The 19527-nt window shown below is 67.1% G+C and carries 20 protein-coding genes and 2 pseudogenes; 11 read left to right on the top strand and 11 right to left on the bottom strand.

Going from position 1 to position 19527, the window contains the following annotated elements:
- Positions 1 to 141: 141 nt before the first annotated feature.
- The 4 genes and pseudogenes from HGB39_RS00645 to HGB39_RS00630 all read left to right on the top strand — a co-directional run bounded on the left by HGB39_RS00645 (position 142) and on the right by HGB39_RS00630 (position 1866).
- Positions 142 to 489, top strand: a complete 348-nt coding sequence (locus HGB39_RS00645) for a hypothetical protein (RefSeq protein WP_005571916.1) — start codon at positions 142 to 144, stop codon at positions 487 to 489.
- A 190-nt stretch (positions 490 to 679) separates the two neighbouring features.
- A pseudogene (locus HGB39_RS00640) lies at positions 680 to 1008 on the top strand (fluoride efflux transporter FluC).
- 13 nt (positions 1009 to 1021) lie between these two features.
- A complete protein-coding gene (locus HGB39_RS00635) occupies positions 1022 to 1558 on the top strand; it encodes a universal stress protein (RefSeq protein ID WP_005257435.1) in 537 nt (178 codons plus the stop codon).
- Positions 1555 to 1866: a hypothetical protein gene (locus HGB39_RS00630; RefSeq protein WP_005257434.1), complete on the top strand. Its 312-nt coding sequence runs from the start codon at positions 1555 to 1557 to the stop codon at positions 1864 to 1866. Before HGB39_RS00635 ends, HGB39_RS00630 begins: the two co-directional genes overlap by 4 nt.
- On the opposite strand, the gene HGB39_RS00625 is transcribed toward HGB39_RS00630, so the two are convergent.
- From HGB39_RS00625 to HGB39_RS00615, 3 genes are all read right to left on the bottom strand, one after another.
- Positions 1755 to 2177, bottom strand: a complete 423-nt coding sequence (locus HGB39_RS00625; RefSeq protein WP_100228373.1) for an FHA domain-containing protein — start codon at positions 2175 to 2177, stop codon at positions 1755 to 1757. The two genes, HGB39_RS00630 and HGB39_RS00625, sit on opposite strands and share 112 nt — an antisense overlap.
- A gap of 398 nt (positions 2178 to 2575) precedes the next feature.
- A complete protein-coding gene (locus tag HGB39_RS00620; RefSeq protein ID WP_064080450.1) occupies positions 2576 to 3892 on the bottom strand; it encodes an MFS transporter in 1317 nt (438 codons plus the stop codon).
- Positions 3889 to 5250: an MBL fold metallo-hydrolase gene (locus HGB39_RS00615; protein ID WP_064080451.1), complete on the bottom strand. Its 1362-nt coding sequence runs from the start codon at positions 5248 to 5250 to the stop codon at positions 3889 to 3891. The genes HGB39_RS00620 and HGB39_RS00615 overlap by 4 nt, the downstream gene beginning before the upstream one ends.
- A gap of 89 nt (positions 5251 to 5339) precedes the next feature.
- Here HGB39_RS00615 and HGB39_RS00610 point away from each other — a divergent pair, with 89 nt between their 5' ends.
- The 5 genes from HGB39_RS00610 to HGB39_RS00590 all read left to right on the top strand — a co-directional run bounded on the left by HGB39_RS00610 (position 5340) and on the right by HGB39_RS00590 (position 9975).
- The gene (locus HGB39_RS00610; RefSeq protein WP_064080452.1) at positions 5340 to 6002 is read left to right on the top strand and encodes an ArsR/SmtB family transcription factor; all 663 of its coding nucleotides are present in this window, start codon (positions 5340 to 5342) and stop codon (positions 6000 to 6002) included.
- A gap of 624 nt (positions 6003 to 6626) precedes the next feature.
- Positions 6627 to 7673 carry an ABC transporter permease gene (locus tag HGB39_RS00605; RefSeq protein ID WP_005560999.1) on the top strand — a complete coding sequence of 349 codons (1047 nt, stop codon included), beginning with the start codon at positions 6627 to 6629 and terminating at the stop codon, positions 7671 to 7673.
- 61 nt (positions 7674 to 7734) lie between these two features.
- Entirely contained in the window at positions 7735 to 8505 is a 771-nt protein-coding gene (locus tag HGB39_RS00600) for an ABC transporter ATP-binding protein (RefSeq protein ID WP_005561000.1), read from the top strand.
- Between the two features lie 4 nt (positions 8506 to 8509).
- Entirely contained in the window at positions 8510 to 9373 is an 864-nt protein-coding gene (locus HGB39_RS00595) for an ABC transporter ATP-binding protein (protein ID WP_005257413.1), read from the top strand.
- Complete coding sequence (locus tag HGB39_RS00590) at positions 9373 to 9975, top strand: TetR/AcrR family transcriptional regulator (RefSeq protein ID WP_037203932.1); 603 nt, start codon at positions 9373 to 9375, stop codon at positions 9973 to 9975. Before HGB39_RS00595 ends, HGB39_RS00590 begins: the two co-directional genes overlap by 1 nt.
- 398 nt (positions 9976 to 10373) lie before the next feature.
- On the opposite strand, the gene HGB39_RS00585 is transcribed toward HGB39_RS00590, so the two are convergent.
- The 6 genes from HGB39_RS00585 to HGB39_RS00560 form a co-directional block, all read right to left on the bottom strand.
- Positions 10374 to 10658: a YciI family protein gene (locus HGB39_RS00585; protein WP_005561003.1), complete on the bottom strand. Its 285-nt coding sequence runs from the start codon at positions 10656 to 10658 to the stop codon at positions 10374 to 10376.
- A 119-nt stretch (positions 10659 to 10777) separates the two neighbouring features.
- Positions 10778 to 11044, bottom strand: coding sequence for a WhiB family transcriptional regulator (locus tag HGB39_RS00580; RefSeq protein WP_005257408.1), 267 nt, complete (start codon positions 11042 to 11044; stop codon positions 10778 to 10780).
- A gap of 71 nt (positions 11045 to 11115) precedes the next feature.
- On the bottom strand, positions 11116 to 11961 hold the full coding sequence (locus tag HGB39_RS00575) for an HpcH/HpaI aldolase/citrate lyase family protein (protein ID WP_043787058.1): 846 nt from the start codon (positions 11959 to 11961) through the stop codon (positions 11116 to 11118).
- A gap of 2 nt (positions 11962 to 11963) precedes the next feature.
- Positions 11964 to 12914, bottom strand: coding sequence for a phosphoglycerate dehydrogenase (locus HGB39_RS00570; protein WP_005561007.1), 951 nt, complete (start codon positions 12912 to 12914; stop codon positions 11964 to 11966).
- A 106-nt stretch (positions 12915 to 13020) separates the two neighbouring features.
- On the bottom strand, positions 13021 to 14340 hold the full coding sequence (locus HGB39_RS00565) for a cation:dicarboxylate symporter family transporter (RefSeq protein ID WP_052023895.1): 1320 nt from the start codon (positions 14338 to 14340) through the stop codon (positions 13021 to 13023).
- A gap of 70 nt (positions 14341 to 14410) precedes the next feature.
- On the bottom strand, positions 14411 to 15577 hold the full coding sequence (locus HGB39_RS00560) for a mandelate racemase/muconate lactonizing enzyme family protein (RefSeq protein WP_005561011.1): 1167 nt from the start codon (positions 15575 to 15577) through the stop codon (positions 14411 to 14413).
- 136 nt (positions 15578 to 15713) lie between these two features.
- On the opposite strand from HGB39_RS00560, the gene HGB39_RS00555 reads away from it, so the two are divergent.
- Together HGB39_RS00555 and HGB39_RS00550 are read left to right on the top strand one after the other, a co-directional pair.
- Positions 15714 to 16415: a GntR family transcriptional regulator gene (locus HGB39_RS00555; RefSeq protein WP_005561012.1), complete on the top strand. Its 702-nt coding sequence runs from the start codon at positions 15714 to 15716 to the stop codon at positions 16413 to 16415.
- Between the two features lie 107 nt (positions 16416 to 16522).
- Positions 16523 to 17620: a tartrate dehydrogenase gene (locus HGB39_RS00550; protein WP_005561013.1), complete on the top strand. Its 1098-nt coding sequence runs from the start codon at positions 16523 to 16525 to the stop codon at positions 17618 to 17620.
- Positions 17621 to 17855: 235 nt separating this feature from the next.
- Here the strand turns inward: HGB39_RS00550 and HGB39_RS00545 are convergent.
- Positions 17856 to 18684: pseudogene (locus tag HGB39_RS00545) on the bottom strand (HpcH/HpaI aldolase/citrate lyase family protein); the annotation flags it as partial.
- Between the two features lie 29 nt (positions 18685 to 18713).
- The gene (locus HGB39_RS00540; protein WP_005561017.1) at positions 18714 to 19502 is read right to left on the bottom strand and encodes an SDR family oxidoreductase; all 789 of its coding nucleotides are present in this window, start codon (positions 19500 to 19502) and stop codon (positions 18714 to 18716) included.
- Positions 19503 to 19527 lie beyond the last annotated feature (25 nt).

Genomic DNA, 19527 nt, shown 5'->3' with positions numbered 1-19527 from the left:
CACGGGCAACAGCACGAACAGCGGATCGCGTGAGCGACACGCGCTGTATGCCAACGCAATGGTTGGCATCGACCGAGCACACGCGCTCCGGTCCGGCGACTGGCGCGCCCGCCGAAAACGCAGCGAGAGAGGTGGTTTGAGATGCTCCACCACCAGCTCGAGAACCCCGGTACCGGGCGATTTCTGTGCACCAGCCCTGGGCGGGTGGCGATCGCGGGGGACTGGCACGCCAACACGGCATACGGTGTCGTGGCCATCGCACATGCGGCGAAACGCAACGCCGACGTCCTGATCCACCTCGGGGATTTCGGCTTCGCGTTCACCGATGCCTATCTCGATGCGCTCGACCGTGCGCTCGACGATCGACTTGGACGGGTCACCGTCGTCGCCGAACCTGCGCACCCCCGAGCCGAAGAGCTGACAGAGCGGGCCGGGACTGGCCAATCCCGCATCACACGAGGGACGCAGGGAGGCTTCTGGTCGTACTGATCCAGACGCCTCATTCCAGCAGGCTGTGTCTTGCCCGACATCGGTCAGGCGAGGATCGAGACTGGCCAGCAGCGCGCGGTTGACCGCGTCTGGTGGCCACCACCGCGGGAATTGCGATCGGCACGCACCTTCAGTCACGGCGCAGGAGGCGACCCGATGATGGTGTGGTGGATCGAGTGCGTCGGCAGCGATAGGGGCGATCGCCCGATTCGGTGTGGATGGGGCGATCAAACACCGGCGGACGTCGGAGTTTCCGTGGGCGACGGCGATCGTCAACGTGACCGGCGCTGCTCCTCGGGTTCGTAGCCGGATTGGTTCCCTTTTCACGATGTCTTGCTGGAAATTCAGCTGATCGTGGGTGTCGGGTTCTGCGGCGGGTACACGACCTTCAGTACCGCCAGTTTCGAGACCGTGCGGCTGATCCCACGCCAGCGGTACGCCACCCGGCGTCGCGCGGGCGGCACCCTGCTGGTGACCGTCGCCGGCAGTGCCGGTCTCGCCCTGGCTGATGGGGTGTGAGGAGAAGACGACCATGACCAATAACGACAACCACCCGACGCGGGAGACGCTGCGGGACTGGCGCACCCCGCTGCGTGTCGACGGTCCCGCGACCTCCACTCCGGTGGTGTGCCATCTGGTGGTCGGCTTCGACCGGCACCCGGCCAGCCACGCCGCCCTGACCCACGCGATGGACCTCGCGGGCCGACTCAATGCTTTTCTGCACGTCGCGCACATCGTCGACATCGACGACATGCCCGTCGAACCCGACCGGGACGACTGGGAACAGCGCTTCGCCGACGCCGTCGAACAAGAACGCCGGGAGGCCTGCACCATGCTGGCCGCGCTGCCCGGCAACTGGGCCTACTACTCGCGGGAAGGGAATCCTGCGCAACTGTTGACCACGATCGCCGAAGCGAACGATGCCCTGATGATCATCATCGGCACCTCCCGGGGCGGCGCAATGTCCCTGTTCGAGCGGTTTCTCGGCGAATCGGTGTCCTCGAAACTCGTCCACCACGCCCGCCGACCCGTCCTGTTGGTCCCCGCCCCCCGCAAGGAGCAGGGGTGACACCGCACGACCCCGCCGCCGGGAACCTCCGCACCGCCGGGGGAACGCCCGATCTCGCAAGCGCTGCCGTCGATGGGTGCGTGGGGTTCGTGGTCGCGTTCGGTACGGTCAGCCTGCTCGCGGATGGCCCTCGACCAGATCGGCGCGTGATCGGTCCGCTGACCGTTGCAGCGGTCCTCATGATCAGCGGCGGGCACTACGGCCCGGCGCTCGGGGTGCCCGCGATCTTCGGCGTCGCCGTTACGGTCGGCCGACACATCGACGACGCGGCGGGTAGTCGAAAGAGCATGCGAAAGACTCCGATCTGAACCTCGTCGCCGTCCACCAGTCCGGCGCAATCGACGGGCTGCCGATTCAGATAAGTTCCGTTGAGAGAGCCGGCATCACACAGGGTGAACGTTGCATCGTCCCGGCGGATTTCGGCATGCCGACGCGAGACGGTTCCGTGGCCGAGCACGATCTCCGACCTGGGATGGCTGCCAAGCACGGTGATGTCGCGGTCGACGGCAAGGGATGCACCCTTCGCCGGCCCAGGGCCCCGGGTCACGACCAACTGCGGGGCACCGCCACCCCGATCGTCCGGAAGACACGTACGCGGCAAGTCGTCGGTCAGCTTCATCATCGTCACCTCGGTCAACATCTCCCAAAATACCCCCATGGGTATATATAGATCAACCGGGACAGGTGCTAGGACATTCCCGTGGCGCCCACCTCATCCTCGACGGACGAGACGGCGGTGAATCGGGTGCCCCCGGATGATGAACGCGGCACTTCCCGAACCCGCCGGACTTCCTACAATCGATTCGAGGATCTGGTCCGCGATCTTGACCCACACGTAGGCGGCGTACGTCCTCGCCACACGGACGGGCGGTCATGCTCACCTGGTGCATTCGATCCCTGCGGTGCAGACGAGCCGTGCGCTCGCGACCCTGCTGCTCATGCCGACTGCACTCGGGAGCCGGCCAGGCGCCGGTCCTTGTATGGGCTGCCGCCGCAGCGCATTCCCCCGGGATGCGATCAACCCCTCGGCGCACGCTGCGGGCTCGTGTTGACGGGTCGGGGGTGGGTTTCGTACATGCGGACCGCGACGGCCAGGGCCGAAGCGGCACTGACGGCGGCGGCACCCCACACCGCGGCGTGCAGTCCCATCAGGTCGGCGACGATGCCGCCGAGGATCGCGCCGACGGCATAGCCGCTGTCGCGCCAGACCCGGTAGATCCCGACGGCGCGGCCGCGCCAGGCCGGGTGTGCGACGTCGCCGATCACGGCGAGCAGGGTGGGGTAGACCATGGCGGTGCCGGCCCCGAGCAGCACCGTGCCGGCCGCCCACCCGGTGAAGCCGTGGGAGGCGGCGATCAGCGCCAGGGCTGCGGCTTGCAGGGTCATGCCGGCGGTGATCAGGTGCTTGCGGCCGATCCGGTCCGAAAGGGCGCCGGTGACCAATTGTCCGGCGCCCCATACGCCGGGATAGAGGGCGAAGAGCACACCGATCTGCCCGGCGCCCAGGTCGGCGGTGGCGAACAGCAGGGGGAACAGGCCCCAGGAGAGCCCGAAGTTGAGGTTGTTGACCAGCCCGGCCTGGCTCGCCGAGGACAGGGCGGGTTCGGTGAAACTGGTTGCCGCAGCGATTTGCCGGTTGGTCAGATCCGCGTGCAGGTGATCGTGCATTCCGTCCGCACGCGGGGTGTGCCGGGTGGCTTCCAGGCGCGCGTGGTCGCGGGTTTCGTGGATGAATACCCCGGACAGCAGCAGGGCCAGCGCGGTGTAGGCGAGTCCGAGCAGGAACGGGGCCGGTCGTAGCCCGTACTGGTCGGCGAGGTAGCCGGCCATCAGCGAGCTGACGGCCACGGCGCCGTAGCCGGCGGCCTCGTTCAGTCCCATCGCCAGGCCGCGGCGGGCGGGGCCGACCAGGTCGATCTTCATCACCACGGTGGTCGACCAGGTCAGGCCCTGGTTGATGCCGAGGAGCACGTTGGCGGCCACGACCCACCACCAGTTGGGGGCGGCGATGAGCATCAGCGGGACGGGGATGGCGAACAGCCAGCCCACCAGCAGCACCGGCTTGCGGCCGAAGCGATCGGACCAGGTTCCGGCGAAGTAGTTGGCGGCGGCCTTGGTGATTCCGAACGCGGCTACGTAGGTGAAGATGAAGGTGTAGCCGGTCAGCCCGAATTCGCCTGAGGCGAGCAGCGGCAGCACGGTCTGTTGCTGGCCGACCATGCCACCGACGAGGGCGTTGACCGCGACGAGCAGGCTGAACTGGGCGAGGTTGGCGCCCAGGCCGAGTCGGATCGGCCGGGGCGAGGTGGTGCTCCTGCGACGGTCTCTGCTCATGCGCCGGTCTCGAGGGTGCGCCCGGTCGCGTGGGCCCAGTCGTCGGGACCGCCCTCGAGCACCGTCAGCTGTCGGTGGCCGGCGCGTTCGAGCAGGCTGGCGGCGCCCATCGCGCGTTCGCCGTGCCCGCACATCACCACGGTGGGCTCGCGGGGCAGGTCGTCGACCCGGCCCGGGAGGGCGCCGAGTTCGATGTGGATGGCGCCGGGCAAGTGCCCGGCCAGGTATTCGGGGCGTTGACGGATGTCGAGGACCCGGACATTGCCGACCCCGTCGGGGCCGGTCAGCGCCGTGGCGGCCACCGCGAGTTCGGCGGCGGTCCAGGCGGCGAGGCCGCCGTCGAGTTCACCGATCAGATTGTCGTACCCGATTTTCATTGCTTGCCAGACGATCTCGTCCACGTCCTGGTCTTGGTCGCGGACGATGATCAGGGGCCGGTCGGCCGGGGCGAGCCAGCCCAGCCAGCTGGCGAAGACCGGCCGCAGCGGGATCGACACCGCACCGGGGATGTGTTCGGCGGCGAACCGGGCCAGCGCGCGCACATCGATCAGGGCGGCGCCCCCGGCCAACTGGGCGCGGACGGTGTCGACGGTCAGCGCCGGCAGCACCGGATCCTGGTCGAGGAGTGGAGGACCGAGTCGGTTGACCTCCCCGAGCCGGCGGAAGTACGGCGGATAGCTGCCCAGCGATCCCAGCAGTTGGTCGAGGAACGCGTCCTCGTCGCGGGCGGCGAGCAACGGGTTGGTGGCGCGTTCGCGGGCGATGGTGCTGGTGCGTTCGGCGCCGGGTGGGGCCGAGCAGAACGAGCCCGCCCCGTGCGTGGGCCACACCGCCACCTCGCCGGGCAGTGCGGCCAGCCGTTGCAGGGAGGCGTACTGGGCGCGGGTGAGGGCCTCGGTGCGCTCCGGAGAGATCAGGTCGGTACGGGCGGCAGAGCCGACCAGCAGCGAGCCGCCGGTGAACACCCCGACCTCCTTCTCGCCGTCGAGGAGCAGGTAACAGAGGTGTTCGTGGGTGTGCCCGGGCGTCATCAGGGCCCGCAACCGCAGCCCGCCCAGGTCCACCTCGTCGCCGTCGCGCAGCCCGGTGCGGGGGAACTCCCGGTCCCCGGCGGCGGAGGCCAGCACCCGCGTCCCGCCGGTGGCGCCGAGCTGGTGGGCGCCGGAAAGGAAGTCGGCGTGCAGGTGGGTGTCGGCGGCGAACGCGACGGTCAACCCGCGGCGCGCGGCCGCGGCGTGCACCGCCCGCAGGTCCCGGCTGACGTCGACCACCAACGCCCGCCCGTCGCCCAGGTCCACCAGATATGCGGAGTTGCCGAGCCCCTCGTCGACGAGCGGCACCAGATCGATCCCGGCCATGGCCTTCTCCCTGCCTCGGCTCCGTGGGCGTCCCGGGCGGAACACCCGATCCATGTTCTACACTATTCCAAAGATGATTGGAGAAAGCCATGGGTGATCGGATCGCGAAGACCGAACTGTTCGACCAGTTCGCCCGGGTCGGCAAGGCGCTGGGCAGCGGCAAGCGGCTCGAACTGCTGGATCTGCTCGCCCAGGGCGAGCGCACCGTCGACGCCCTTGCCCGCGCCTGCGAGCTGGGGCTGACGACCGCGTCCGCGCATCTGCAGATCCTCAAGCAGGCCAATCTGGTGGCCACCCGCCGCGAGGGCACCAAGGTGTTCTACCGGCTCGCCGGCGAGGACGTGGCGCAGCTGTTCGCGCTGGTCCGCACGGTCGCCAACGACCACCTGCCCGATGTCGAGGCCGCCGCCGCCGCGTATCTCGGCCCGGCCGACACCGAACACGTCAGCAAGGACCAGCTGCTCGAGCGGGCCCGGTCGGGGAAGGTGACGGTGCTCGACGTGCGTCCCCGCGAGGAATACCAGGCCGGGCACATCCCCGGCGCGGTGTCGATTCCGTTGGACGAGTTGGCCGATCACCTGGCCGACCTGCCGCCGGATCAGGAGATCGTCGCCTACTGCCGCGGCGCCTACTGCGTGCTCGCCCACGACGCGGTCCGGCTGCTGACCGACCACGGCCGGCAGGCCTCGCGGCTGGCCGACGGCATGCTCGAGTGGCGGCTGGCGGCCCTGCCCGTCGACTCCCTGACCTGACCACAAACCCGGCTGTCCCGTGTGGGCCCACGCCGGATCCGTCTTTCACGACGACGACGTTGCCGGTGGCGACTGTTGCGGTGGATTTGATGGACTCGCTCGACACCCGGGAGCGAAGCGCCGAAGCGCGGGTGCCAGGGGAGTTGCTCGATGACATCCGGTGAGACGCGGCCGGAGTGGGCGGTGGAGGCACCGGTCGGTGGATGGGGCCGCCGTGGCCGCAGGCCGCCGAGATCGCTCGGGAGATTCCCGCAGAGCAGTGGACGCTGATCGGTGGCTGATGGTTCAGCTTCACGCAGTCCGGGGGGTTTGCCGCAGACCAGAGCGACGGGTCGAAGTCGACATGGTTCTGCACGATGCGGAGCGCACGGCACAGATCGGAGCACCGGACAGGTGGCGCAGTCGAATGCGGGCGAGGGCGGGGTCGGAGCTGTCGACGGCGACGGTCGCTCCGGTGATGCGGCGCGGGCCCTCTGACCGTGATCTTCACCAGTACGGAGCCGCGACGCCTGGCTTCGCCGCGCCCATTGACAGTGCTCATCAAGGCGGCATAGCGTTGAATTCATTATTCGATGAATTCATGGATAAGCCTGTATCTCAGGTTCGGGAGTGCTCATGCGGGCAATGATCATCAAGGAATTTCGTGAGCTACGGCGAGACCGACGCACCCTCGCCATGCTCGTCGCGCTGCCGCTGTTGTTGCTAGTCGTCTTCGGATTCGCCGCGAACTTCACCATCACGACACTCGAAACGGCAATCGTCGGACCGAACGCAAACACGGTGGCGGACCGCCTCGCGGCCGACCCGCAGGTGGCGCAGGTTCTGCACGTCGACACCGTCGATTCTGCGGGTACTGACGCGACGGCGCGCACGGCACTGCGCGACGACGTTTCCGACCTAGCGATCGTCACCGGGGCAGGGAAGCCGATCGTGTATATCGACGGGTCCAATCTCTTCGCCGCACAAGCGGCCAAGATTGTCGTCGCGCGAATGGGTCCCACCGTCGATTCCGAGGTCCTGTACAACCCCGACCTGAAAACATCATGGGTGATGGTGCCAGCAATCATCGGACTTATCCTCACCTTCATCGGCACCATCATTACCAGCATCGGTCTGGTCAAAGAGCGTGAGGCGGGCACACTGGAACAGCTTGCCGTGATGCCCTTTTCGCCAGCCGCGGTGATCTCCGGGAAGATTGCACCCTATTTTCTGCTGGCCGCAGTGGACATGGTGGCGGTGACTCTGCTCGGCATCTGGATCTTCTCGGTACCGTTCAACGGCAACGCACTGATCTTCGCGCTCGGGGCGGCGATCTTCTTGTTCGCGGTACTCGGTCTGGGGGTGTTCATCTCCACGATCTCCAAGACCACCGGCCAAGCGATCCAGGCAGCGATGATGGTGCTGCTGCCTCAGGTCCTGCTGTCCGGCATGATCTTTCCTCTCAGCGCCATGGCCCCAGGCGTCCGCTGGATCGGGTACCTGCTTCCACTGACGTACTTCACGAAGATCTCGCAGGGGGTGATGCTGCGTGGGGCCGGTATGAGCACCTTGTGGATCCCGATTGCTGTGTTGACCGCGATGGCACTGTTGATCTTCGGGGCGGCGGTGTTCCGGCTGAAGCGGTCGATTGCACCGAGGGGTAAGGCGGTGGTACGCAGTGGCCTCACGTGACCGTGCTTGGGGTGCGGCTGCGCTGACAGTGCGACTCGGCGGTCGGGTCGTGCTCGACAGGGTGACTGTCGATATTCCGCGCGGGGAGATCACCGCGGTGGTTGGGGGCGACGGGGCGGGCAAGACCAGCCTGCTCGGGGCACTGGCCGGCCGGATCCCGATTGCCAGCGGTACCGTCACGATGCCTGCAAAGGACGAGATCGGGTTTCAGCCGAGCACCGCCGGGGTGTGGCGGGACCTGACGGTGGACGAGAACATCGAATTCGTGGGCAGCGCCTACAGAATGAGTCCGGACCTGCTGGGCGACCGAAAAGCTCGGCTACTCGGCCCGGCAGGTCTGGGCGGCGTCGGCGACCGGCTCGGCGGCCAGCTCTCTGGCGGCATGCGCCACAAACTGGGCTTCTGCATGGCGATGCTGCATCGTCCTCTGGTGCTGCTACTCGACGAGCCGAGCACCGGCGTGGATCCGGTCAGTCGGGTGGAGTTGTGGCGGATGGTGGCGGAAGCAGCGGCAGCGGGCACCGCGGTGCTGATGTCGACGACGTACCTGGACGAGGCCGAGCGTGCACACCGAGTGCTGGTTCTCGACGGCGGCGAGATCCTCGGGTTGGGAACACCGGACGAGATGATCGCCTCGATTCCGGGCACGATCAGTACGGAACGGAATCGGCCGCTGGGTGAAGCTGCGAACCGAACCTGGAGGCGAGGAAGCATGTTTCGTGTGTGGAGCCCGTCAGGTCGGGGACGCTGCGACGAGCACACCGATCTAGAGGACGCAGTGATCGCGCTGATGTTGGCACGCAACGAGCAGCGGAACTCCGAGCATGTCTGAGCGAGTGGCGATCGACGTGCGTGGTGTGTGGCGGAACTTCGGCGCGTTCACAGCAGTCCGAGACATGTCACTGCATGTTCGTTCGGGGGAGATCGTCGGCTTGATCGGCGCGAACGGGGCCGGCAAGACCACGCTGATCCGGATGATCCTCGGGCTCGAGGCGGTCGATCGGGGAGCGATCGATGTGTTCGGTGCACCGCCCTCGCGGCACACCCTCCGCCGACTCGGCTACATGCCGCAGAGTCTCGGGCTCTACCAGGAACTATCGGTCCGGCAAAACGTCGAGTTCGTGGCCGAGGCATTCGGACTGTCCGAGCAACCTTTACCGGAGGCGCTCGAGGCGGTTGCCGCGCGTCCGGTCCGGGAGATCGGGCTCGGGTTGCAACGTCGGCTCGCGTTCCACTGCGCACTGTCGCACCGACCGGAACTGGTGATCCTGGACGAGCCGACCTCGGGCGTAGACCCGCTGGCCCGTACCCGGCTGTGGGACACCATCCACGACCAGGCGGACACAGGCTGCGGGGTACTGGTGACCACGCACTACTTGCAGGAGGCCCAGCAGTGCACCCGATTGGTGCTCATGTCCCACGGACGCCCGGTGGCGCGCGGAACCCTCGCCGACATCATCGGAGGGCAACGGGCGGTCGCCGTGCAGACGGCGGAGTGGGCACGGACGTTCGAAGCGCTGATGAGGGCGCAGCTGCCGGTGACACTCGACGGACGGGTCGTACGGGTAGCGGGTGTCAGCACCGCCGATGTGCGCAGGGCGCTCGACTCAGCCGGGCTAAGAGCGGCGGTGACAGAGGTGCCCGCCACCTTGGAGGAGACGATGGTACTGATCGACCGCCGGGCAGCAATCGAGTCCTGATGGCGGCAGGTGCACGAAGCGGACGACGCCCAGGAACATCCGATACCAGAGATCAAATCCTCAGCGCTGCAAGAGAAGAGTTCGCGAGAGCCGGATACGATGCGGCGACTGTACGCGCGGTTGCCGCATCCGCCGGAGTGGACACGGCGTTGGTTCACTACTATTTCGGCACCAAGGAGAAGCTCTTCCTCGCGGTGATGGACGCCCCGTTCGACCCGCGACAATACGTCGACTCAGTCCTCCAAGGACCTCGCGACCGGATCGCCGAGCGGCTGCTGCGGACCGCACTCGATCTCTGGGATTCCCCCGCGGGAACAGCGGCAGTGGCTGTACTGCGAAGTTCGATGGCACATGACCGCAGCGCCGCACTGTTGCGGGAGTTCCTACTCAAACGAGCGCTGCAACCGATCGCGGAGTCGATGGAGCCCGACCCCGAATTAGCGCGTTGGCGCGCGAATCTCGTCGCCACCCAGCTGATGGGTCTCGCTTCGATGCGCTATCTGCTCGCCATCGAACCACTGGCCTCGGCCTCACACGAACGGATCATCGACATGATCGCTCCCAATCTGCAGCGGTACCTCACCGGAGATCTATGTCGCTAGACGGCGCTTTCTCTGCACGCTCGAGGATCTGGCGGACGCGGTCGACATGCGCCGCCGGGCTGACCGCCAGAATTCGGCGAACCAAGCGATCGAGATGATTGACGTTGCGGGACTTCCGATTGCAGGCAGCGCAGATCGGGCGGCCCTCCCAGTCGCTACTGCGCGTGCACTTGCGGCGTCCGGGTCCTCGTCGGGGACATCGGAGTTGCGCCAGAAGTCGAAGATGCCGGCGAGAGGCAGAATGTCGGTCTCGGCCGGGTGGATTCTCTGCACCAGTCGTGCTCGCTCTGTGCAGAGGATTCATGGCCTGCGGGTGCTGCCGGTCGGGCGTCACCGTCGCGACTCCAGCCGGTCGGAGGGCGGTGCCCACCGTCGGGTGGTATCGCTGCGCCAGCCGGTTAGTGGATGAGCGTTCCGAGGACCGGCGTCCATTCGATGATCCTGTGGGTGGGAACCAGTCCGTGGGTCACGAAGGGGTCTTGGGCGAAGAGCTGTTCGACGGTCTCGGCGGTGTCGGCGGCGACGACGATGAATGCGCCGGAGTCGTCGGCGTAGGGGCCGGAGACGATCACGGTCTTCTGTTCGACGAGGTCGGCGAGCCAGGCTCGATGTGCGGTGCGGTGTTCATCGCGGCCTGCAGCGGTGACGGCGGAGTAGGTGTACTCGACGACGAAGAGGGGCATGTTCTCACTTTCTCGGTGGGTGGGTGCCGTGAGGGGTCGCGTGGCGATTGTGGATCCGTGTACTGCAGTTCAGGATTGGGGCGGTCGTTTGCCCGGTGGTGGGTGGCTGTGGGAGATGGTCAACCGTCGGGGTCCTCGGTGGTGCCGCCCCAGATTCCGAAGGGTTCGCCGACGCTCAGGGCGTGGGTGCGGCATTGGGCGAGCACCGGGCAGGTGCGGCAGATCCGTTTGGCTGCCCGCTCGCGGCCCCGTCGATCGTGATGGGTTTCGCCTTCCTGGGGGAAGAACAGGTCGGTTTCGACCTGTCTGCAGGTGGCGCGAAGTTGCCAGTCCCATAAATCGGTCCGCGGTGCATACAGGTGGGTCGAAAGGGTAGTCGACGACATGTGGCGCTACCTCGCATCGTGAGGATCAGCAGTGGCTGCACAGACGCTGTGCACTGCAGGGTGGGCAGCGTTCATGGCGAGAGAACTCCGAATGCCGTAGCCAGCCGGGCGATCTTCTGGGCGCGGCCCAGACGGGGCAGGTCGCTGCCGTCGCGGATGATGCGGCCACGGGCTTCGAAGTCGGCGAGGAAGTCCCGGGCCCAGGTGGCGTCGTCGGTGGTGGGGCTGATGGCGGCGTTGATGACGGGCAGGTGGTCGGTTTTCAGGCACAGCTTGCCGGTCAGTCCGAGGGTGGTAGCCAGCGTGGATTTCTCGTGGAGGACTGCGTGGTCGTCGCTGACGGTGGGTCCGTCGATCGGGCCGGGGAGGTTACCGAGTCTGCTGGCGATGACCAGGCGTGAGCGCGGATAGGCCATGGCGAGGTCGTCGGCTCCGGTGCCGGTGTCGCGCCGGTAGTCGCCGCTGCCGAAGGCCAGGCGGAAGCCGCCTCGGGCACGTGCGATCTGTGGGGCTTCCTCGATGCCCAGGGCGGACTCGATCAGTGCGAGCACCGGGGTCGCGCCGCCGAGGCGGTCGAAGGTTTCGGTCACTTGCTCGGCGGACTCGGTCTTGGCGAGCATCACCCCGGCCAGGCCGGGAAGGCCCTTCAAGGTGTCGACGTCGTCGGACCAGAAGGGGGTCGAGCGGTCGTTGATCCGGACCCACGCCGATCGTTCTTCCAGCCATCGGGTGACGTCGACACGGGCGTCGGGTTTCGCGGTGGGGTCGACGGCGTCTTCGATGTCGAGCACGATCTGGTCGGCCCGGGACTGGTCGGCGTCGTCGAAGGTGTCTGTCCGAGTTGCGTTGACCAGCAGCCAGGTACGGGAGATTTCGGCGTCTACCGCGCGGGGAGGTGTCGAGAGTTTCTCGGTCATGGTCATACCGTTTCCTTATCGACCGGATGAGCGGGTTCGCGGCCGGCGAGGACGTCGATCACGGCCTGGGCGGCGGCGAGACCGGCGCGGTTGCGGGCCTCGACGGTCTGACCGGCCAGGTGTGAGGTGATGAGCACGTTGTCGAGGCCGCGGAGTCGGCTGTCGGCGGGGAGAGGTTCTCGGGCGACGACGTCGAGTGCGGCGCCGGCGATGTCTCCGGCCTCGAGGGCGTCGGCGAGGGCGTCCTCGTCGACCAGGCTGCCGCGGGCGGTGTTGATCAGGACCGCGGTGTTCTTCATCGCCTGCAGGCGCTTGCGGTCGATCAGGTGCTCGGTCGTGGCGGCGGCGCGGGTGTGCAGGGACAGGTAGTCCGCGGTGGCGGTGACGGTGTCGAGGTCGACGAATTCGATGCCCGGGTCGCCGGTGGGGTGTGCGGTGTGCACGGCCACCGACATTCCGAACGCCAGACCGAGTTGGGCCACGGCCCGGCCGCTGGGTCCGTAGCCGATGATGCCGAGGGTGGATCCGCGCAGTTCGCGGCCGGCGTCGCGGGGCCAGCGGCCGTCCCGGACTCCGCAGAGGACGGCGGAAAGTTTACGGGCGGTCGTCAGGATCAGGGCGATCGTCATTTCGGCGACCGCGTCGTGGTTGACGCCGGGGGTGTTGCACACTCGGACGCCGTGGCGGGCGGCTGCCGCGAGATCGACGGAATCGTAGCCGACGCCGCTGCGGGCGATGACTTTCAGGGACGTGGCGGTCTCGAGCATGTCCGCGGTGATAGGTTCGCTCGCGATGACGGCTCCGTCGATTCCGTCGAACAACGCCAACGCTTCCGCGCGGTTGCGGGCGCGGCGGGCGGGTGCGTAGGTCACCTCGTGTCCGTGCCGGCGCAGCAGGGTGTCGATGTCGTCACCGGGCCCGAGGTAGTCGGTGGTCACCAGAACGCGTGACATACAGGTCATTTCCTCTCGAGTTCGTGTGTGTGTTGCGGCCGAATGCGGCAGGGCGAGGTGGCCGCGTCGCCGCGGCCACCTCGCCCTGTCATGTCGGCACTGTTGGTTACTTTCCGGCTTCTTCGTGCTTGCCGGGCCGGGCACCGAGCACTGCTCGTGCCTTCTCGGCGTCGAAGTCGTTCTCCCACTTGCCGATCACGATGGTGGCCATCGCGTTGCCGAGAACGTTGATGAAGACCCGGCCCTCGTTGAGGATGCGGTCGACACCGACGATCAGGGCGAGCGCGGCGAGGGGGACGTGGCCGACGGCGGTGATCGTGCTGGCGAGGACGATGAACGCTCCGCCCGCGATACCGGCGGTTCCCTTGCTGGTCAGCATCATCACCCCGACCATGATCAGCTGCTGCTGCCAGGACAGGTCGATTCCGACTGCCTGGGCGAGGAACAGTGAGGCCATCGTCAGGTAGACCGCGGATCCGTCGAGGTTGAACGAGAACCCGGACGGGATCACGATGCCGACGACCGGCTTACCGACACCGAGGTCCTCGAGCTTGCGGACCAGTTGCGGCAGCACCGCCTCGCTCGAGCAGGTGCTCAGCGCGACCAGGAGTTCGGCCTTGAGGTACCGCATCAGCGAGAACAGGCCGACTCCGCAGGCGCGGCTGATGACCCCCAGGACCACGATGACGTACACGATGCAGGTGCCGGTGAACAGCAGGATCAGGTAGCCGAGCTGCTGCAGGCTCTCGGCGCCGTACTTGGCGACGACCGAGGCCAAGGCGCCGAAGGTGCCGATCGGGGCCAGACGCATGACCCAGCCGACGATCTTGAACACCACGGAGGTCAGCGCGGAGATGCCTTCGTTGATCGGTGCGGCCTTCTCGCCGGAGACGTTGAGGGCGCAGCCGAACACGATCGAGACCAGCAGTGCGGCAAGGATTTCGTTGCCGGTGACGGCACCGAACAGGTTGGTCGGGATGATGCGGTCGATGAAGTCGACCGTGCCGTGGGCCTGGCCGGCGCCGGGGATGCTCTCGGTGTCGAGCTCGGCGAGATTGATGTTCATGCCCGCGCCCGGTTTGAAGACGTTCGCCACGACCAGCCCGATGAGCATCGACAACAGCGACAGGACCATGAAGTAGCCGAGCGCCTTGGCACCGATCCGGCCGGCCTTCCGGAGGCTGTCCATCGACGCAATGCTCTGTGTGACCACACAGAACACGACCGGGACGACGATCATCTTGACGATGCCGATGAACCAGTCGTTCAACGGGCTGAGAGCGGCGCCGACGTCCGGGAGCAGGACGCCGACCGTGATTCCGAGGACCGCCCCCAGCAGCACTTGGAACCACAACTCGCGCATCAGTCGGCTGAGCCGCGAGCGTTCAGGTTCTGTATGGCTCGGGGACATGGTGGTAGTAGTCATCGCGAGTGCTCCTTCGCACATCGGACCAGGTGGCGGTCCCCGCATCAGCCGGAACCATGGAGGTTGGGGGTCAGTGGTGCAGTGCGCGGAGCACCTTGTAGAAGGCGGCCTTGCCCTCGAACCCGATGCCGGGGATCTCGGTGAGCCCGACCCGGCTGTTCTCGACGACGGCACCGTCGGCGAAGCCGCCGGTCGGCTGGAATTCGCCCGGGTAGGACTCGTTGCCGCCCAGCTTCAGTGCGGCGGCGATGTGCAGGGAGAACTGGTGTCCGCCGTGCGGGATGCACTGGCGCGAGGACCACCCGTGGTCCTTCAGCATCTCCTGCACCCGCAGGTATTCGGTGAGGCCGTAGCTCAGGGCGGGGTCGACCTGGATGATGTCACGGTCCGGGCGCATGCCGCCGTAGCGGATCAGGTTCCGGGCGTCCTGCAGCGAGAAGAGGTTCTCACCGGTGGCAATCCGGCCGGAGTAGTTCTCGGACAGCACGGCGTTGAGGCGGTAGTCGAGCGGGTCGCCGACCTCTTCGTACCAGAACAGGTTGTAGGGCTCGATGGCCTTGCCGTATTCGAGGGCGGTCGCCAGGTCGAAGCGGCCGTTGACGTCTACCGCGAGGCGGGATCCGTCGCCGTCGAGGACCTCGAGGACGGCGTCGATACGCTGGAGGTCCTCGGCCAGGTCTGCGCCACCGATCTTCATCTTGACCACGTTGTAGCCCATGTCGAGGAAGCCGCGCATCTCGTCCTGCAGGTCTTTCAGGGTCTTGCCGGGCGCGTAGTAGCCGCCGGCGGCGTAGACGAAGACCGAGTCGTCGGGCCGGCCGTCACCGTACTTGTCGGAGAGGTAGCGGTAGAGCGGCTTGTCGGCGATCTTCGCCGCGAGGTCGAACAGGGCCATGTCCATGACACCGACCGCGACCGAGCGCTCGCCGTGGCCGCCCGGCTTCTCGTTCTTCATCATGATCTCCCAGGCCCGGGTCGGGTCCAGGTCGCCGGCCTCGTCGAGCAGCGCTTCGGGGTCGGCGTCGAGCAGCCGGGGGATGGCGCGGCGGCGCAGGATCTCTCCGGCGCTGTAGCGGCCGTTGGAGTTGAAGCCGTAGCCGACGATCGGTTCGCCGTCTCGCATGACGTCGCTGACGATCGCCACGATCGAGCAGTCCATCTTGCTGAAGTCGATCCAGGCGTTCCGGATGGACGAGCTGATCGGGACGATGCCCTCGTGTACGGAAATGATCTTCATGGTTCCCTCTCGTATCGGTCTTATAAGTTGTAAGTCTTATAAGATGCAAGAGCGATGTTAGACTGATCGTGGCGCCGGACACAAGGGCCAATTTGTGGCCGGGAGCACAGACCGAGGATTGGGTGAGGGAGGGCACATGCAGCCGACGAACGTCATGAACGTCTATTCGAGCAAGGGCGACGTTGCGTACGGCGAGCTCCGTCGGCTGATCTTGAGCGGCGAACTCGCCCCGGGATCACGCCTGGCGCAGTACGAACTCGCCGACAGCCTCAAGATGAGCATCACCCCGCTGCGGGAGGCGATCCGCCGCCTGAGCAGCGAAGGGCTCGTGGAGATGGACTCACACCGCGACGTGCGAGTGGCGCAGATGAGCGCACAGGAGGCCCGCCAGCTCTTCGAGGTCCGCCTCTCCCTCGACCCCACCGCCGCCGAACTGGCCGCCGCACGGCGCACCGATCAGGACATCCTGTTCATGCGCTCCGCCCTGAGCCGACTGGTGCCGGTCACACGTCAATGGGGCGAAGAGGGCCTGCAAGCCCACCGCGAATTCCACCGTGCCCTCTACGTCGCCTCCCACAACGACGTGCTGATCCGGTTACTCGACGACGTCTGGGACAAATCCGACCGATATCGCCGCGTCGGCCTCGAACTCCCTCCCGGAGACGAACCCCGCATCCGCGACCTCGACGAACACCGCCAGCTGTTCGACCTGGTCGTCGCGGGCGATGCGGCCGGCACCGGCGAGCTGATGCGCCGACACATCACCGAAAGCCTCACCGCCAGCGCCATCCGCGCCCTCGAGGAACGCGAGGGCGCGACCTCACGCGAGCCGGCCTGACCGGGCGGCCTCACCGGCCCCGATAACCAAACACCCGAATTATCCAAGCGGCAGCGCCGAAGTGCTGCACGCCAGAATTTCTGGACCCTGAAGGGAGTCACAACACCATGGGCGCAACACATCGGATCGCAGTCATCCCCGGCGACGGGATCGGGACAGAGGTCGTCCCGGAGGGACTACGGGTCCTCGAGGCCGCGGCGTCGGCATTCGACTTCCGACTCGACTACGAGCAGTACGACTACGCCAGCGCCGACTACTACACCAAGACCGGCACGATGCTGCCCGACGGCTGGTTCGACCAGCTCAACCAGTTCGACGCCATCTTCTTCGGCGCCGTCGGCTGGCCCGAGGTGGTCCCCGACCACATCAGCTTGTGGGGCAGCCTGCTGCAGTTCCGCCGCCACTTCGACCAATACGTGAGCCTGCGGCCGGTCAAACTGCTCCGCGGAATCACCAGCCCGCTGGCGGGCCGCGAACCCGGTGACGTCGACTTCTTCGTGGTGCGGGAGAACACCGAGGGCGAGTACTCGAGCATCGGCGGCAAGATCTTCGAGGGCACCGACCGCGAAACCGTCATCCAGGAAACGGTCATGACGCGAACCGGTGTGGACCGAATCCTGAAGTACGCCTTCGATCTCGCCCAGTCCCGGCCCAAGAAACACCTCACCTCCGCGACGAAGAGCAACGGCATCTCCATCACGATGCCGTACTGGGATCAGCGCGTCGAAGCGATGGCCCAGAACTTCGCCGATGTCGCGGTGGACAAGTACCACATCGACATCCTCACCGCGAACTTCGTTCTGCACCCGGACTGGTTCGACGTCGTCGTCGCCAGCAACCTCTTCGGTGACATCCTCTCCGACCTCGGCCCGGCCTGCACCGGCACCATCGGCGTGGCCCCCAGCGGAAACATCAACCCCGAGCGCACGTTCCCGAGCCTGTTCGAACCGGTCCACGGATCGGCCCCCGACATTGCGGGCAAGGGCATCGCCAACCCGATCGGGCAGATCTGGAGCGCGAGCATGATGCTCGACCACCTCGGCGAGACCGAGGCTGCCGCCGCCGTCATGACCGCAGTCGAGGACGTCCTCGCCGTCGGCGGCGACACCCTCACCCCCGACATCGGTGGCACCGCCACCACCCAAACCCTCGGCGACGCGATCCGCCGACAGCTCGAAACCAACACCTCGCGGGTCACCTCCTAGACCGGTCGGTCGAGCAGCTTGACGTGGAACTCCCCGGCTGCCGCGCACGCAGCACGCCTACTTCCCGAACGGCTGCCGAGTGCCCTCGCCCGTGGCGGTACATCGGTAAGTGAGTGTCGGTAATCGCGGCTACGCACGGGTCTCCAGCGCAGACCAGACTCCGACCACCAGGTCGATGCGCTGCGCCGCGCCGGTGTCGAAGCCGAGAACGTCCACGTCGACCATTTGGTGCTGGTGCGAAGACGGTGGCGAGGCGGCTGATCGTCCGCGCTCGGCCGAGTTTCGGCAGGTCACTGCCATTTTCGATGCGCGCACCGTCGACGCCGAGTTGGTCGATGATCTGGCGGGCCCAGTCGATGTCGGTGTCGGTGGGGCTCAGGGCGCGGTTGATGACGGGGGCTTGTCCCGGGTGCATGCACAGCTTGCCCGACATGCCCATCGTGCGCGTCACGGTCAGGGCATCGGCGAGCGCGTCGTCGGCGGAGGTGAGGGTGGGACCGTCGATGGGGCCGGGCAGACCCGCTGCCTGGCTCGCCACCACCGATCGTCCCGGGCATAGGACAGAGCAGGCGCGAGATCGGCTGCCCCGGTGTCGCGGCGGAAATCGCCGCTTCCGAAGGCGAGCCGGGAAGTGGGCTGTGCGGAGGCGATGTCGTAGGCGCGTTCGATGCCGAGGGCCGATTCGACGAGTGCCATAACGGGGGTCCGGGCGGGCAATCGGGCGGCGGTCTCGGTGACGTGCTCTGCCGACTCGCATTTGGCGAGCATCACGCCCAAGAGCCCGGGTGTTGCCTCGAGTGCGTCGAGGTCATGGCTCCAGTCCTCGGTGCCGGCGGGTTGACGCGGACCCAGCCGGTGCCGCCGCGAGAGAACCAGAGGTGGAGGGCTTCTCGTGCCGTGGGTCTCGCGGAGGGGACGACACCGTCTTCGAGGTCGTAGATGACGGCGTCGGCCGCTCCGGTGTGTGTTTCGGTGAAGTGCCTGCTGTGTGCTGCGGATACGAGCAGCCACGATCGGGCATCGGCGGCGGGGACGTCGGTACGGTTCTGCGGTGTCGATGCCATGGCGGCTCCTCCGAGTGGTGGTCGCGGTGTTATCGGGACAGCCATCCACCATCGACGGACAGGGCGGTGCCGGTGACGTAGGCGGATGCGGCCGAGGCGAGGAAGACGGCTGCGCCTGCAAGATCTTCCGGTCGGCCCCAGGTGCCGGCGGGGATGCGGCGCAGCATGTTCTCCGCCCGGGCGGGGTCCTCGCGGTGCGCGGCGGTGAATTCGGTTTCCATGTAGCCGGGGGCGATTGCGTTGACGCGGATGCGTTGGGGTGCCCACTCGTTCGCGAGCGCTCGGGTCAGTCCGAGGATGCCGTGCTTGGAGGCGGCGTAGGACGGGACCTCCATTCCGCCTTGGAAGGAGTTGATCGAGGCGATGTTGATGATGCTCGCGGCGGCATTATCGTCGAGGGCGGCCTGTGCGAAGGCCTGGCTGAGCAGGAAGGGGGTGGTGAGGTTGAGGTCGAGCACCGCCGACCAGTCCGCTGCAGGGGTTTCGATTGCCGGGCCGCGGCGGATGATGCCCGCGTTGTTGACCAGGATCGTCGGAGGCCGTAACTCGGCTTTGGCCCAGGAGATCAACTCGGCCGCGGTGTCGGGGGTCAGGTTGCTGAGGTCGGCGGTACGGGTGGCGCAGTGAACGCCCCGGGCGCGCACCTCCTTGGCGACCTGGTCGAGGTCGCCGATGTCGACGGCGAGGATGTCGGCTCCCGCCTCGGCGAGTGCGATGGCGAGTGCGCGGCCGAGGCCGCGGGAGGCACCGGTTACGAGGGCGGCGTTGCCGTCCAGCCGGAACAGGTCCATAACCGTGGTGTGGGCGGGTGTGTTCATGGGGGAGGCTCTTTCGAATGGTGGT

Source organism: Rhodococcus opacus (assembly GCF_012396235.1).
In the GTDB taxonomy this organism is placed as follows: domain Bacteria; phylum Actinomycetota; class Actinomycetes; order Mycobacteriales; family Mycobacteriaceae; genus Rhodococcus_F; species Rhodococcus_F opacus.
This window is presented reverse-complemented; position numbering and strand designations above follow the sequence as displayed.

Excerpts from the sequence above, each read along its gene's own strand:
- HGB39_RS00540 (WP_005561017.1), bottom strand. The coding sequence starts at position 19,502 with ATGAACACACCCGCCCACACCACGGTTATGGACCTGTTCCGGCTGGAC.
- HGB39_RS00575 (WP_043787058.1), bottom strand. The coding sequence starts at position 11,961 with ATGACCGAGAAACTCTCGACACCTCCCCGCGCGGTAGACGCCGAAATC.
- HGB39_RS00565 (WP_052023895.1), bottom strand. The coding sequence starts at position 14,340 with ATGACTACTACCACCATGTCCCCGAGCCATACAGAACCTGAACGCTCG.
- HGB39_RS00620 (WP_064080450.1), bottom strand. The coding sequence starts at position 3,892 with ATGAGCAGAGACCGTCGCAGGAGCACCACCTCGCCCCGGCCGATCCGA.
- HGB39_RS00585 (WP_005561003.1), bottom strand. The coding sequence starts at position 10,658 with ATGCCCCTCTTCGTCGTCGAGTACACCTACTCCGCCGTCACCGCTGCA.
- HGB39_RS00550 (WP_005561013.1), top strand. The coding sequence starts at position 16,523 with ATGGGCGCAACACATCGGATCGCAGTCATCCCCGGCGACGGGATCGGG.
- HGB39_RS00570 (WP_005561007.1), bottom strand. The coding sequence starts at position 12,914 with ATGTCACGCGTTCTGGTGACCACCGACTACCTCGGGCCCGGTGACGAC.
- HGB39_RS00555 (WP_005561012.1), top strand. The coding sequence starts at position 15,714 with ATGCAGCCGACGAACGTCATGAACGTCTATTCGAGCAAGGGCGACGTT.
- HGB39_RS00615 (WP_064080451.1), bottom strand. The coding sequence starts at position 5,250 with ATGGCCGGGATCGATCTGGTGCCGCTCGTCGACGAGGGGCTCGGCAAC.
- HGB39_RS00645 (WP_005571916.1), top strand. The coding sequence starts at position 142 with ATGCTCCACCACCAGCTCGAGAACCCCGGTACCGGGCGATTTCTGTGC.
- HGB39_RS00590 (WP_037203932.1), top strand. The coding sequence starts at position 9,373 with ATGGCGGCAGGTGCACGAAGCGGACGACGCCCAGGAACATCCGATACC.
- HGB39_RS00635 (WP_005257435.1), top strand. The coding sequence starts at position 1,022 with ATGACCAATAACGACAACCACCCGACGCGGGAGACGCTGCGGGACTGG.
- HGB39_RS00560 (WP_005561011.1), bottom strand. The coding sequence starts at position 15,577 with ATGAAGATCATTTCCGTACACGAGGGCATCGTCCCGATCAGCTCGTCC.
- HGB39_RS00610 (WP_064080452.1), top strand. The coding sequence starts at position 5,340 with ATGGGTGATCGGATCGCGAAGACCGAACTGTTCGACCAGTTCGCCCGG.
- HGB39_RS00625 (WP_100228373.1), bottom strand. The coding sequence starts at position 2,177 with ATGAAGCTGACCGACGACTTGCCGCGTACGTGTCTTCCGGACGATCGG.
- HGB39_RS00580 (WP_005257408.1), bottom strand. The coding sequence starts at position 11,044 with ATGTCGTCGACTACCCTTTCGACCCACCTGTATGCACCGCGGACCGAT.
- HGB39_RS00605 (WP_005560999.1), top strand. The coding sequence starts at position 6,627 with ATGATCATCAAGGAATTTCGTGAGCTACGGCGAGACCGACGCACCCTC.